Source organism: Saccharothrix texasensis, from assembly GCF_003752005.1.
Lineage (GTDB): Bacteria > Actinomycetota > Actinomycetes > Mycobacteriales > Pseudonocardiaceae > Actinosynnema > Actinosynnema texasense.
Genome location: NZ_RJKM01000001.1, coordinates 481,806 through 495,402, shown reverse-complemented (window position 1 = coordinate 495,402; position 13,597 = coordinate 481,806). Strand labels below are relative to the sequence as shown.

The following is a 13,597-nucleotide window of genomic DNA, read 5'->3' as shown; positions in this document are numbered from 1 at the left end:
CCCTGGCCGCGCCCCTCTCCGAACAGGCGTGTAACTTCCGTCCAAACGGGGTAGAGGATCTTCCATGAGCAGCACACCTATCTACGACGAGCTGGCCGCCATCCTGCTCGCCGACCACCCGGGCACCGCCGACGCGGCCGCCGCCGGGCAGCCGCAGGCCGAGTCGGCCGACGACGCGTCGAAGCAGGTCCGCGCCGGTGGCCGTCGTCGCAAGCCCGAACCGGATGCCTAAATTTTTCAGTTAACACTGAAGCTATAGAGCCCATTGGGATCGAACGGGTGTTCGATCCACGGGTTATGCTGACCTCATGCAGGTGTCGCTGTTCGACGACGGCGCCGAGGCGCCCGCGCTGCGCCCGCTGACCGGTGTGCGGCGGACCGAGCTGGGCGACGGCGCGTGGGTCGACGTGCTCCCCGGCTGGCTGACCGGCGCGGACGCGGTGTTCCGCCGCCTAGTCGCCGAGGTGCCCTGGCGGGCCGAGCGCAGGCAGATGTACGAGCGCGTGGTCGACGTGCCGCGCCTGCTCTGCTTCTACGGCGAGGACGCCCCGCTCCCCGACCCGGTGCTGACCGAGGCGCGGGACGGCTTGAGCGCCTGGTACGCCGACGAGCTGGGCGAGCCGTTCCGGACCGCCGGCCTCTGCTACTACCGCGACGGCCGCGACTCCGTGGCCTGGCACGGTGACACGATCGGGCGAGGTTTCACCGAGGACACGATGGTCGCGATCGTCTCCGTCGGCACGCCGCGCGCGTTGGCGTTGCGCCCGCGCGGCGGCGGCGCGACCGTCCGGTACGCCCTCGGCCACGGCGACCTGATCGTCATGGGCGGGTCGTGCCAGCGGACGTGGGAGCACGCGGTGCCCAAAGCGGGCAAAGCGGTCGGACCCCGCGTGAGCATCCAGTTCCGGCCGCGCGGAGTGCGCTGACCACCTGGAATCTCGCGCTTGTGAAGCATGACCGCCGTCACTACTCTCCGTCTGGGAGCGCTCCCAGAACGCGTTGCGAACATCCTCAAAGGAGAGCGGTATGCGGCAACGGAGATCCATCTTCGGCGCTCTGCTGACGGCGGCGGTCGCCGTCAGCGGGGTCGTCGCGATGGCGACGGCGGGACAGGTCACGGCGGCCCCGGCCGGTGGTTACCTGCACACCGCGGGCAACAAGATCGTGGACAGCACCGGCGCGACGGTCCGGCTGACCGGCATCAACTGGTTCGGCATGGAGACCGACAACAAGACGTTCCACGGGCTGTGGTCCAGCCGCACGTGGAAGCAGCAGCTCGACCAGATGGCCTCGCTGGGCTACAACACCCTGCGCGTGCCGTTCTCCAACGACGCGCTCAAGCCGGGCGCGACGGCGTCGGGCGTCAACGACTTCACCAACCCCGACCTGGTCGGGCTGTCGCCGTTGCAGATCCTGGACAAGGTCATCGACTACGCGGGCCAGAAGGGGATGCGCATCATCCTCGACCGGCACCGCCCGACCAGCGCCGGGCAGTCCGCGCTCTGGTACACGGCGACCGTGCCCGAGAGCACCTGGATCAACGACTGGAAGATGCTCGCGCAGCGGTACGCGGGCAACACCACGGTGATCGGCGCCGACCTGCACAACGAGCCGCACGCCGAGGGGACCAACCCCAACGCCACCGGCGCGTGCTGGGGGTGCGGCGTCGTGGAGCGCGACTGGCGGCTGGCGGCCGAGCGGGCGGGCAACGCGATCCTGTCCGTGCAGCCGAACTGGCTGATCTTCGTCGAGGGCGTGAGCTGCCCCAGCGGCGGGCTGTCCGACACGTGGGACAACGACCCGTCCAACGACGAGGACTGCGGCTGGTGGGGCGGCAACCTGTCCAAGGCGGGCGAGTTCCCGGTGCGCCTGAACGTGGCGAACCGGCTGGTCTACTCACCGCACGAGTACGCGACCTCGGTGTTCGAGCAGAAGTGGTTCACCGCGCCGGACTTCCCGGCGAACCTGCCCGCCATCTGGGACAAGTACTGGGGTTACCTGTACAAGAACGGCACCGCGCCGTTGATGATGGGCGAGTTCGGCTCCACGCTGGCCAACCCGAAGGACAAGGTGTGGCTGGAGAACCTGATGGCCTACACCGGCAAGGGCGTCGGCGGCATCTCGTTCACGTACTGGGCGTGGAACCCGAACTCGGGTGACACCGGCGGGATCGTCGGCGACGACTGGACCACGGTGAACCAGGCCAAGCAGTCGATCCTGCAACCCTACCTGCTCCCGCCGACCGGTGGCGGCACCACGACCACCACGACGACGACCACGACCACCACCACGTCCGGTGGCAACGGTTCCGGGGCGTGCAAGGCCGTGTGGCGGCAGGACAACGCGTGGCAGGGCGGCTTCCAGGGGTCGTTGACGGTGACGAACAGCGCGACGAGCGCGGTCAACCCGTGGAAGGTGGTGTTCACCCTGCCGGCCGGTGTGACGATCGGCAGCGGGTGGAACGGCACGTTCAGCCAGAGCGGCACGACCGTCACCGTGACGGCGCCCTCGTACTCCCCGTCGCTCGGGGCAGGCGCTTCGGTCGCGCTCGGCTTCACCGCCAACGGCACCGCGAGCACGCCTGCCGGCGTGACCCTGGGCGGGGCTTCGTGCACGGCGTGATCTCCGGCTAGCACGCGTCGCTCCCCTGGCACCCGTCAGTGGAGCTGGGTCACGTCGAAACCGCAGGTCAGGGAGGTGTGGCGTCGTCACCGGAGCATGGGGAACGGTGACGACGCCGCACCGACTAGGGGTGGGTCAGGGTGGCCATCAGCAGGTTCACGAAGTGGTCCATGTCGGCCAGCAGGCACGGCAGTTCGGCGTGCTTGCCCGTGCACCCCTCGGCCCAACCGCTGCCGTTGCCGTAGTCGACGAACGTGTGCGGGATGCCGGCTGCGAGCAGGTGATCCCTCGTCACCACGGTGGTCGCCCACGCCCGGTTCTCGATGATGGCCTGCACCGGGTTCACGGTGAGATCCCCGCCGTTCCCCGTGTACATCGCCACCCCCATGCCGCGCAGCGAAGCCACGTGCTGCGCCGGGCTCTCCCGGTTCCACCCACCGTCGAACGGCCAGATCGGCGGACCGAAGATGGACTCCACCGGCACCGTCGGCGTGCCGCTCCCCGGCAGTTGGGTGGACGCGAGGACCGCCGCCCGCTGTTCCTGGCTGAGCAGGTCGAGCCCGCCGGAGAACGCGCCGACGTAGCCGAACAGCTCCGGCCGGTGCTCGGCGTAGTGGAAGGCGCCGAACCCGCCCATCGAGTGCCCCGAGATCGCCCGCCCGTCACGGCGGGCGATCGTGCGCAGGTTGGCGTCCACGAACGGGATCACCTGGTCCAGGTGGAAGGTCTCCCAGTTCTGCGGGCCGAGCGACGCGGGCGGGTACAGCCAGTTCGTGTACCACCCCCGCCCGGAACCGTTGGGCGCCACCGTGATCAGCGGGACGCCGACCGTGGTCTCCTCGAACATCCGCTGGTTCGCGACGGTGTTCGGGCGGTCGGGGTGCCCGTGCAGGTGGTACTGCACCGGGTACCGCGTGGCGGCGGCCTGGTCGTAGCCCTCGGGCAGGGTCACCATGATCGTGTGCTCGCCGGAGACCTGCCCCTCCATCACCGAGTAGGCCGGCACCTGGGCGGTGCGCACGGTGAACACGAACGTCCGCTCGTCGCCGTCCACCCAGGCGGGCTGGCTCACCACGGTCAGCCCTTGGCCGTCGGTGAACACCGGCGGCCCGCTCGCCGCCGTCGCGGGCGCACCGGCGCCGGGCAGGCCGAGCACCCCTGCGATCGCCACCGCGGTCAGTCGTCGGATCATGCCGCCTCCTCGCACAACGCCGTGTCCAGGACTTCGATCGAGACGAGCCGGGAGCTGACCACGTTCCCGTTGGTGACCAGCGACGCGAACCGGCCGTCGTCGGTGGTCAGGGTGATCGAGCAGTGCCCGTTGGGCAGCGCCCCGTTGTGGCCCCACGCCTCACCGCCGCACGTGAGGTCCACCCTGGACAGCGCGAGCCCGTACGAGTGGTCCGGCGCGGTGGTCCGGCGCATCTCGGCGAGCGCCGCCGCCGACACGACCCGCCCGTCGAGGAGCGCGCCGTAGAAGGCGGCCAGGTCCTCCAACGTGGACGCCACCGCGCCGGCGGTGCTCCAGAAGGTCAGCTCGGTGTCCGTGGTGCCCTCGGTCCAGAAGAAGAACGGGCCGACCCTGCCGCCCACGCAGCCGGGCAGGTACGGGTCGGCCGGCGCCCGCGTCCCCCACGTGTGCGTGAGCCCGAGCGGCGTGATGACCCGTTCGGTGATGGCGTCGCGGGCCGGGCGGCCGGTGACGCGTTCGACCAGCAGGCCCAGCACGAGGAAGGCGACGTTGGAGTAGCCGGTGACCACGCCGGGCAGGTACCGCCCGATGGGCGCGTCCAGCGCGACTCGGCCCTCGTCGACGAGCTGGAGCACCACCGCCGCGGTGAACGTCTTGGTCTGGCTGCCGATCCGGAAGTGCTCGGTCGACGTGACCGGCCGGTTCTGGCCGATCTTGGCGGCGCCGCTGCTCAAGGTCCACGACCCGGTCTCGTCACCGGCGTGGACGGCCGCGCCCGGTCCGGCCTGCGCCTGGTGGCGGTCGAGCACGGCCCGGGTGGCGGGGTGGTCGGCCGGCGCGGCGACCGCGGCGACGGGCGTGGTGACCGCGACGGTGACGGCGAGGACGACGCCGCCGGCGAGCAGGCGGCGGTTCCGGCCGGTCACGCGGGTTCCTCCGCGCGCGAGGTGGTCGACGGGGGCGGGGTGGGGTCTTCGTCGGGCACGGTGGCCTGGTCCGACGCGCCGATCGGCTTGCCGCCCGGAGAGGTCGGAGAACTCGGAGGGCCCGACTGGCTCTGCTCGCCGATGAACGACACGACTTCCTTGACGACCTTCAGCACGCCGAGCGCGCCTTCCACCAGCTTGATCAGGTTCTCACCGCCGGCCAGCAGCTCGGCCAGCTTGCCCGCGATCTTCCCGCCGTACTCGACGGCGATCTGCACGCACTGCGGGATCGCCACCGCGAGGCTCTGGCCGAACGTGGCGGGCGCGGCGGCGAGCGCCTGGGTGATGATGGGCGTGATCTTGGCGAGGGCCTCGGTGATGAGCCGGGTGACGGCCGCGACGACCTTGGCCACGACCTCGCCGGCCGCGATCATCGCCTTGCCGGAGGTCAGCGCGGTCTCCCCGATCGAGAGGATGCCGTCGGCCAGCTCGGTGCCCGCTTTCAGGTAGTCCGTCCCGGCCTGGCCGGACCACTCGCTGGTCTCCGCGCCCACCGACGACCGGTACTCGTCGGCCACGGACGTCGCGTCCTTGCCCGCCGAGTCGAACTCGCCCGCGCGGGCGGACACCGAGTCCGGGTCGCCGCGCAGCTGGTCGAGCGGCTCTTCCAGGAACGAGATCATCGGGGTGAGGAACCCGACGCCCGCGCCGTCCAGCGCGGACAGCGGCCGTTCCGTCGAGCTCATCGTGCCGATCGGGGCGTCCGGGTCGCCGGCCAGCCCGCCCGACAGCCACTCCTTGCGGTCGACGGCGGCGCTCGCGGTCCGCAGCTCGGCCAGCAGCGCGGCGATCCGGCCGGCGTCCGGTGACGTCTCGCCGGCCTCGGCGCGGGGCAGTGTCGTCACCACTCGGCGACCTCCGTCCCGATCCCGGTCAGCGCGGCGGAACTGTCGTCGTCGGTGCGCTGGTACTGGTCGGCCACCTGCCTCAGGCCGCCGCCGGCCTGGTCGACCGCGGCCGCGACGTGGCCGAACGCGTCCAGCGTCGTGGCCATCGCGCCGCCCAACCCGGCGGTGAGGAACCCGGCGAACGAACCGAGCGACTGCTCCCCCAGCGCGTCGGGCAACCGGGCGCCCGTCGCGGCGAGCCGGTCGGCGTAGCCCGCGAGCCTGCCCGCGTGCCCGCGCAGCTGCTCGGGGTCGACGGTGAAGTCGCCCCGGCTCATCGCACGACCTCCGCGGGCTGGTGGTCGGTGATCCGCTCCAGCGCCTCGCCTTCGCCGAGGTAGCCGCACATCACCTCGGCCATCCGCGCGCCGGCCAGCCGCTGCGCCTCGCGCGCGGTGGCGACGATGAGCACGGACAAGGCGTCGGCCTCCAACCTGCGTGCCGCCGGCGTCAGCGTGACGTCGTCGAGCAGTCCCCCGGCGTTCACGGTCACGCTGACCTCACCACGAGGCGATGTCGCGGTCGCGCCCACCTCGCGCAGGCTCGCGCTCGCCGCACGGGCGCCCTGCGCCGCGCGTTCGAGGCGCTCCCGGTAGTCCGCCAGCCACTGCGCTGGATCCATGGTCCTCCCCTTCCCTCTCCCACTTGTGGTCTTCGGTGGTCGGCCCGGCCCTCAGGCGCGGGCGACCGACGCGGTCTCGCCGAGCAGGCGGACGAGTTCGCCGTGCCGCAGCGGGTTGACGCTCACCCAGCCGGTGTCGCCCCGGTCGACCCGGAGCCGTCCCCGCGCGCCGTCCAGCCACGACACCTCGTGCGGCCGGGTGACGGTGTCGCCGGTCCGGCGGACGACGCCGAGCTGGCCCCGGCCCGCCACCGCCGGGAACAGGTCGACCAGCCGGTCGACGGCGGTTCCGTCGCCGCCGCGGGCGCGGACCAGCTCGCGCACGTGCCGCCGGACGAGCAGGTCTCCGGCCGGGTCTTCGACCATCCGCAACGCGTCCTCGACCACGCCGGGCGGCAACGTGATCGGCATGGTCGAGGCCGCCCGCACCTCGGGGACCAGGCCGGCGAGCTCGTCGGCCAGCTCCGTGGCCGGCACCGCCGTGACGCGGACCGCGGCGCCCCGCCCGTCGAGCGGCGACTGGCGGCACACCACCGCCCGGTCCCGGTGGACCATGGCCACCGCGCCGGTGGCCTCCTCGGTGCCGATGACGACCAGGTCGACCGCGCCCCGGTACTCGCGCAACGCGGTGACCAGCTCCTCCGCGACGCCGACCGGTCCGGTCGCGGTGGCCAGGCCGCGATCGCACAAGGCGTGCGCGGCGGCGGCGAGCAGTTCGTCGCGTTCGCGGGTGAACCGGCCGGCGGACGGCACCCGCAGCGGGAACGGGAAGGCGACGCCGGCGTGCGTGGCGAGCAGGTCCAGTTCGACGGGGTCGAAGACGGCCTGGTGCTCGATCGCGGCGGTCACCTCGCGACCCCGTCCGGCCGCTCGCCCGCGGCACGCACGGCCGTTCCCGCGTCGTCGTCCACGTCGGCGTAGGAGGCCTTGGCGTCGGCCAACACCTGCCGGAACGCCACCACCTCGCGTTGCGCCGCGCTCACCTCGCCGGCCAGCCCGGACTCCCCCGCCGCCGCGCGCAGCCGGGACGCCAGCTCCACGGCGGGCGGCGCGGTGCCGAGCATCGGTTGCCGTTCGGCGAGCCTGCTCACGGCCGTGACCAGCTCACCGGTCAGGTCGCCCAGCCTGGTGAGCGTGGCGATCCGGTCCTCGATCAGGTCGAGTTCGACCCGGTACCCCGCGTTCACTGCTGCGCTCCCGTCGTCTGGCCGATGACCGCCGGGCTGACCGGCTCGTCCACGGTGAACAGGCCGTGGTCGATGGTCGGCATCCGGTTCTCGTGCGGCTCGTCGTCGTCACCGGTCGCGCGGGCGCCGACCGGCGGCGCCATCGCGGCCTGCGTCGTGCCACGGGCGGCCGCGTCGCCGGTGAGCGGTCCGACCGGCAGGCCGAACGCGCCGCCCGCGCCCGCCGGCACGCCGACCCTCGATCCGGGGCCGAGCGGCACGCCGTGACCGGAGGACGGTGCGGAACCGCCGATGGCCGAGCCCGTGCCCGGCGCCATGCCCGAGCCGCCGCCTCCGAGCAGGCGGGTCCACGGCACGCCGCCGCCGCGCGTTCCCGTCGTCGGGCCGCCCGGCACCCCTCCGGCCGCCGGCCCGTTCGCGCTCGTCGTCTGCGAGGCGGGCGGGATCGCGCCCCGCGCCCCGTCGATCAGCTTGCCGCCGCCCACGAGGCTCGACTCGTAGGTCTGCATGGCCCGCACCGCGTCGGCCTTCTGCTGGTCCAGGGTGGACGCGCCGAAGTAGAAGCTGAACCCGGCCCCGCCCACCGCGCCGAACGCGGCGCCCGTGCCGGAGGTCGTGGTGGTCCCGGTCGGGGCGAACATCGAGGCGAAGTCCGGCACGGACGAGAAGGAGGCCGGGGTGAAGGCAGGGATGGCCGGCAACCCCGGTGCCGTCGGGAACGCGAGCGCGGCCGGCGCGGACGGGAACGTCAGCGGAGGTGGTGGGGCCGGGAACGTCAGCGCGGACGGGAAGGCCGGAGGTGGTGGGACCGGGATCGCCGGCGCGGTCGGCATGGTCGGCGGCGCGACCGGCGGGAACGCCGTGGCGAACGCGGACCGCGTGGTGCTCCCCCGGTCATCGGCCCGATCGCCGGCGCGGTCACCGGCGGCCGGGTCGGCGGGCGCGGCCGGTGGCGGCGGCATCATGGCCCGTGCCCTGGCCAGCGCGTCGGCCGCCTCCTGCGCCGCGCGGTGACCCGCGTGCGCCAGTTCGCTGATCTTCTCCACCCGGGCGGCCAGCGCGGCCAGCCGGTCGGCCGCTTCCTCCGCCGCCGGGCCGTGCCAGCCGTCGAGCAGCGCGACCCGCTGCTCCCGCAACACCCCGGCGTGCGTGTCGAGCGCGACGCGGTGCCGCGCCCACTCGGTGGCGACCACGCTGACGTCCGCGACGTCCGCGTCCTGCCACAGCATCCGGTACAGCTCCTCGTGGCTGTACGCGTCCCAGTTCACCGCACCCGTCGTCGGCGCGGGTTCCTCTCCGGACATCCGCCGTCCCCCTCCCCAAGCCGGCCTCGCCGACGCCGCCAATGCTCACGACGAGGGGGCGGCCACGGACAGGCCGTGGGGCGGCCATCTATGGCCGGTGTTCCTGACCTGGGAGAACGAGCGTCGAAAGGGTCAAGACCGGTCTCGGTGCGCCTCAGCCAGGTGATCTTGAAGACGGGCGTGGCGGAACTGGTAGACCGCGCCCGCACGGCGCAGCACACCCCGCCGATAGGCGTCGTCGAGGAACGCGTGCACGGCCCAGGGCAACCGGCCGGTCAGCGGTAGCCAGAAGCGGGCGAACACCACCCACTGGCCCCACGCGGTCATGCTGATCAGGTAGCCGAAGCCGCCGCCGAACCCGCCGACGAGCCCCAGCAGCAGTCCGGCCGACCCGGGCCAGGCGATCACCACGCCGAACGGGCCGCCGCCCGGCAGCGACATCAACGCCGTCGCGATGAGCCACGTCATGGCCGAGAAGAACACCGCGAACAGCGGCCCGAACAGCGCGAGCTGGAGGAGCACGGTCTTCCGGTTCGACTCGAGCAGCCCGGCCGGGCTCGCCGCCGAGCGGATGTCCTGCGGCGACTCGCCCGCGGCGATCAGCCCGAAGGCGAGCGCCGCGCCGGACGCGAACACCGCGGTGAACACCCCGGCGTCGACGAAGACCATCGCCGGCGTCACGGGCAGGTCGGAGATCAGCCACTTCATCAGGATCATCACCAACCCGTAGGAGCAGCCGACCAGCGCGCCGAACAGCAACCCCATCCGGGCCCTGACCCGCACCCGCCGCCACGCCACCCTTGAACGGGCCCGCAGCCGCAGCCGGAACCGGACCGGTTCGAGCGGCTGGACCCGTGCCAGGTGCCCGTGCACCAACCCGAACGACACACCGGCGAGCAGCGCGACCACGGCGCCGAGGCCCACCAGCTCCGCGGGGGCCACCCCGGGCAGCAGGCTGCCCTCGACCACCACGTCACCCAGCCAGACCCCGGCGAACACGACCAGCGCCACCACCAGGGTCCTGGCCCGCCTGCTCATCGAGGTGCCGAGCTGCCACCAGGCCAGGTCGTGCGTGCCGAGCCGGGTCAGGTGGTCGGCGAGGTGGCCGAGCCAGCGGCGGACCTGGTCGGCGTCGTGGGCCCGGCCGCCGCGCCGCTCCTGGTACGCGGCGGGCACGAACCCGCCGAGCAGGTGCCGTTCGATCGCGTCGCGGTCGCCGAACCGGTCCGCGTCGACCAGCTCCGCCGGATCGTGGCCGGGGGTGTCGCTGTAGATCCGGCGCGCGAGCGCCACCATCAGCGGGGTGGTCAGCACGGCCGCGAGCGGGCTGTCCGGGTGGTCCCGCACGTGGTCCAGCACGGGTTGCCAGACGGTGCCCGAGGGGCCGGTCGCGCGCTGCCCGGTGGTGCGCGGCAGGTAGTCGGCGACGTCGGCCGCGTCGAGGTCGACCAGCTCGACCGCGCCGGCCGCCCGGAGCACGCCGGTGGCCCGCACCGCGGCCCGGTACTCGTCGACCCGGCTGGTCAGCAGCAGCGGCAGGGTGGTGGCGTTCAACGCGGCCAGCGCCGCCCGGTGCAGGCCGCCCGCCACCTCGTCGAACCCGTCCAGCACGGGCAGCACGCGGTGGGCGTCGACCAGCGCGGCGGCCAGCGTCGACCCACCGGGGCCGGGGGCGGCGAGACCGGGGTGGTCGCGCACCAGCTGCTCGGCGAGCCAGTCCCGCAGCTCGGCGCGGACCGGGTTCCACGAGCCGAGGCCGAAGATCACCGGCACCGGGTCGGCCGGCGCGCGGGCGGCCAGCAGGTCCAGCACGAACCGCGTGGTGAGGATCGTCTTGCCCGCGCCGGCCCGACCGAGCACGATCAGCCGGGACGACGGCACCCGCCGGTAGACCTCCACCACCTGGTCGAGCCGCCCGGTGAGGTCGAGGGGCCGCGCGGTCCGGCCCGGCTGGGCCAGCCGCGTGTTGGCCCAGCTGTCGCGCAACGCGTCGGGCGCGGGGCGCCAGCGGACCGGCAGCGGCACCGGGTCGTGCACCTGCTGCTGCTCTTCTTCCCGCCGCCACCGGGCGTGCACCGCGTAGGCGAGCGCGTCCGTCGCCCCGACCAGCGGGTCGGCGCCGAGGGCCGGCGCGGGCGTCCGCCGCGGCCCGCCGACGGGCCCGACCCGGGCGGGCAGGTCCTCGTCCGGGTCGGCGGGCTCGGCGTGGCCGGCGGCGGTGAACAGCTCGGCGCGCTCCGCGCCGTCCAGGCCCAGCGCGTCGGCCAGCAGCCGCACGGTGCGCACCTGGGGGTTGCCGCGCTGCCCGGTCTCCAGCCCGCGCACGGTGCGGACACCGAGCCCGGCGCGTTCGGCCAGGTCGTCCTGGCTCAACCCGGCCCGCTGCCGCCAGCGCCGCAGCAGAGCGCCGAACCGGCTCGTCACACCCAACCCCCACCGTCACGCGCGCCGCGCGCACGCCCGTCGTCGACCGGACACCGTCGGTCCACGCGTCGGTGGACCGAATCCTAGCCACGGCCACGTCCGGTGGTGGCACCGGATCGTCACTGCGCGCCACCTGATCGACACGACCGGCTCTTCAAGTTACCCGGTGGTACCGGCACGCCGGGGCTTGATCGTCGAGGCAGGGACTCATCGGCCGCACGGCTCGTCGGCGGAGTGCTCACGCGCGGGGTGCGGCCGGGTCGGGGCTGAAGCGTGCCGCCGGCGCCGCACGGCCGGCACGCCGGCGCGGGTCCTGCCGGCGGTCGACCTATCCCGCCGCCGGTCCCGGTGGTGTGGCAGCGTCGCTCGGCCGCCTGAACACCACGCCGGGCGCGACCTCCCGCTCGCAGCAGTCGCAGATCATCCGCGTGCGGACGACGCCGCCGCAGGCCGCGTGCTCGGCCACGGCGGGCGGTCCGTCCTGCGCGGGCATGTGCTCGTCGCCCCACGCCATGAGCGACAGCACCACCGGCAGCAGCTCGCGCCCCTTGGCGGTGAGCCGGTACTCGTGGCGCGGCGGCCGGTCCTGGTAGAGCACGCGGTCCAGCACGCCGAACTCGACCAGGCTGTTGAGCCGGTCGCTGAGCACGTTGCGCGCGATGGGCAGTCGGTGGAGGAAACCGTCGAACCGGGTGACCCCCGAGAGCGCGTCCCGCACGATCAACAGCGTCCAGCGCTCGCCGACGACTTCGAGGGCGCGCGCGATGGAGCAGACCTGGTCGTCGTATGTGCGTCGGAGCATCCGCGCATGATAACCGCGCAGGTCGGGGCCGGATCCGATCGTCTGCGGGCCCATCGCGGGCCGTCATCGCGTGATCGCGATCGGCGACGCGGCGAACCCTGACGTCACCGTCCTGGGAACGCTCTCACCGGCCCGGGACGCGGTGGCGGACCGCCGAAGGCGGCTCGCTGCGGCTTGCCGATGCCGCCGCGAGCCGGGCCTTCAGCAGCAGAGCCGGTGCCCGGTCGCGCGGCCGGGTTCCCGGTCGCAGGGCCCGATGTCCGGCCGCCCGGGTGGTCAGGCGCGCGGCGGCTCCGCGTCCGGCACGCGGTCCGGGTCGTCCGGCCGGTCGGGAACGGCCGGCTGCTCCGCGGTGCGCCGGTCGATGACCTCGCCCAGGTAGCGCAGGACGACCGCCACCGCGGCCACCACCGGCACGGCGAGGAACGCGCCCGCGATGCCGTAGAGGGTGCTGCCCGCCGTCACCGCGAGCAGGACGACGGCGGCGTGCAGGCGCAGGCTGCGCGACTGGAGCACCGGCTGCAGGACGTTGCCCTCCACCTGCTGCACCACCACCACGATCACCAGCATGATCAGCGCGGTGGTCGGCCCGTTGCTGACCAGGGCGACGAGCACGGCCAAGGCGCCCGCGATGAACGCGCCGACGATCGGCACGAACCCGCCGAGGAACGTCAACGCCGCCAGCGGCACGGCCAGCGGCACACCGAGCACGACCAGGCCGAGGCCGATCAGCACCGCGTCCACCAGGCTCACGATCGCCTGGGTGCGGATGAAGTCGCCCAGCGTCGTCCAGACCCGGTCCAGCACGACGGTCACGTGCCCGCCGGCGCGCTCGCCGATCACGCCGCGCAGCCACGGCGTGAACCGCGGCCCGTCCTTGACGAACAGGAACGCCAGCAGCAGCGCGACGATGCCGGTGACGAGGCCGGAGGTCACCGTGCCGACGCCGGTGAGCAGGCTGTTCGCGATCGACCCGACGCTGGAGCGCAACTGGTCGATGCCCTGTTGCAGCAACTGGTCGAGCTGGCTCTCGCCGATGTTGAGCGGCGGACCGGCCGCCCAGTCGACGGCTTGTTGCAGGGCGCGGGTCGCGCTGTCGGCGATCTCGGGCACGCCGGACGCGATGGACGTGGTGATCAGCGCCACCACACCGCCGAGCACGATCAGCCCGCCGAGCAGCACGATCGTCGCGGCCAGCGCGGCGGGCACACCGCGCGAGCGCAGCCACCGGGCGGGCGGCCAGAGCACGGTCGTGATCAGCAGGCCCAGCAGGACCGGCATCACCACGACCCACAGCTTGCCGATCAGCGTCCACAGCAGCCAGAAGCCGATCGCGACCAGCGCCAGGCGGGCGCTCCACCGCGCCAGCCAGGTCACCCCGTGCCCGACGGCCTGACCGCGATCGGTCCAACGGCGGTCCTCAGCGCTCACGTCTCCCCATCCCTCCACCGCGGCGCGCCCAGCGGCGCCTGTGCGGCAGCCTGCCAGAGCCGGGCGCGCGAAGCGTGCCGCCCCACCCCGTGTCAAGGCCCGCACCAGGACAAAACCTGTCCGGTCGATGACCTTGACCC

General features: G+C 73.7%; 14 protein-coding genes. 3 read left to right on the top strand and 11 right to left on the bottom strand.

Features of this window, described 5'->3' with window-relative positions; all coding sequences use genetic code 11:
* Window positions 1–64: 64 nt before the first annotated feature.
* From EDD40_RS41335 to EDD40_RS01940, 3 genes are all read left to right on the top strand, one after another.
* Entirely contained in the window at window positions 65–232 is a 168-nt protein-coding gene (locus EDD40_RS41335) for a hypothetical protein (RefSeq protein WP_170184915.1), read from the top strand.
* Window positions 233–308: 76 nt separating this feature from the next.
* On the top strand, window positions 309–926 hold the full coding sequence (locus tag EDD40_RS01945; protein WP_123741363.1) for an alpha-ketoglutarate-dependent dioxygenase AlkB: 618 nt from the start codon (window positions 309–311) through the stop codon (window positions 924–926).
* Window positions 927–1,026: 100 nt separating this feature from the next.
* A complete protein-coding gene (locus EDD40_RS01940) occupies window positions 1,027–2,622 on the top strand; it encodes a cellulase family glycosylhydrolase (protein ID WP_123741362.1) in 1,596 nt (531 codons plus the stop codon).
* 124 nt (window positions 2,623–2,746) lie between these two features.
* Here EDD40_RS01940 and EDD40_RS01935 read toward each other — a convergent pair whose 3' ends face one another.
* The 11 genes from EDD40_RS01935 to EDD40_RS01885 form a co-directional block, all read right to left on the bottom strand.
* Window positions 2,747–3,814: an alpha/beta hydrolase gene (locus EDD40_RS01935; RefSeq protein WP_123741361.1), complete on the bottom strand. Its 1,068-nt coding sequence runs from the start codon at window positions 3,812–3,814 to the stop codon at window positions 2,747–2,749.
* Complete coding sequence (locus EDD40_RS01930) at window positions 3,811–4,740, bottom strand: serine hydrolase domain-containing protein (protein ID WP_123741360.1); 930 nt, start codon at window positions 4,738–4,740, stop codon at window positions 3,811–3,813. Before EDD40_RS01930 ends, EDD40_RS01935 begins: the two co-directional genes overlap by 4 nt.
* Window positions 4,737–5,645 carry a WXG100 family type VII secretion target gene (locus EDD40_RS01925; protein ID WP_211348054.1) on the bottom strand — a complete coding sequence of 303 codons (909 nt, stop codon included), beginning with the start codon at window positions 5,643–5,645 and terminating at the stop codon, window positions 4,737–4,739. The genes EDD40_RS01930 and EDD40_RS01925 overlap by 4 nt, the downstream gene beginning before the upstream one ends.
* A complete protein-coding gene (locus tag EDD40_RS01920) occupies window positions 5,642–5,965 on the bottom strand; it encodes a WXG100 family type VII secretion target (RefSeq protein WP_123741359.1) in 324 nt (107 codons plus the stop codon). The genes EDD40_RS01925 and EDD40_RS01920 overlap by 4 nt, the downstream gene beginning before the upstream one ends.
* A complete protein-coding gene (locus tag EDD40_RS01915; RefSeq protein ID WP_123741358.1) occupies window positions 5,962–6,309 on the bottom strand; it encodes a YbaB/EbfC family nucleoid-associated protein in 348 nt (115 codons plus the stop codon). Before EDD40_RS01915 ends, EDD40_RS01920 begins: the two co-directional genes overlap by 4 nt.
* Window positions 6,310–6,360: 51 nt before the next feature.
* Window positions 6,361–7,158: an ESX secretion-associated protein EspG gene (locus tag EDD40_RS01910; RefSeq protein ID WP_123741357.1), complete on the bottom strand. Its 798-nt coding sequence runs from the start codon at window positions 7,156–7,158 to the stop codon at window positions 6,361–6,363.
* Window positions 7,155–7,496 carry a hypothetical protein gene (locus EDD40_RS01905; RefSeq protein WP_123741356.1) on the bottom strand — a complete coding sequence of 114 codons (342 nt, stop codon included), beginning with the start codon at window positions 7,494–7,496 and terminating at the stop codon, window positions 7,155–7,157. Before EDD40_RS01905 ends, EDD40_RS01910 begins: the two co-directional genes overlap by 4 nt.
* On the bottom strand, window positions 7,493–8,800 hold the full coding sequence (locus EDD40_RS44205; protein WP_123741355.1) for a hypothetical protein: 1,308 nt from the start codon (window positions 8,798–8,800) through the stop codon (window positions 7,493–7,495). The genes EDD40_RS01905 and EDD40_RS44205 overlap by 4 nt, the downstream gene beginning before the upstream one ends.
* Window positions 8,801–8,932: 132 nt before the next feature.
* Window positions 8,933–11,224: a helix-turn-helix domain-containing protein gene (locus EDD40_RS01895; protein WP_123747677.1), complete on the bottom strand. Its 2,292-nt coding sequence runs from the start codon at window positions 11,222–11,224 to the stop codon at window positions 8,933–8,935.
* A gap of 328 nt (window positions 11,225–11,552) precedes the next feature.
* Window positions 11,553–12,026, bottom strand: a complete 474-nt coding sequence (locus tag EDD40_RS01890) for a winged helix-turn-helix transcriptional regulator (protein WP_123741354.1) — start codon at window positions 12,024–12,026, stop codon at window positions 11,553–11,555.
* Window positions 12,027–12,302: 276 nt separating this feature from the next.
* On the bottom strand, window positions 12,303–13,457 hold the full coding sequence (locus EDD40_RS01885; RefSeq protein ID WP_123741353.1) for an AI-2E family transporter: 1,155 nt from the start codon (window positions 13,455–13,457) through the stop codon (window positions 12,303–12,305).
* Between the last annotated feature and the right edge of the window lie 140 nt (window positions 13,458–13,597).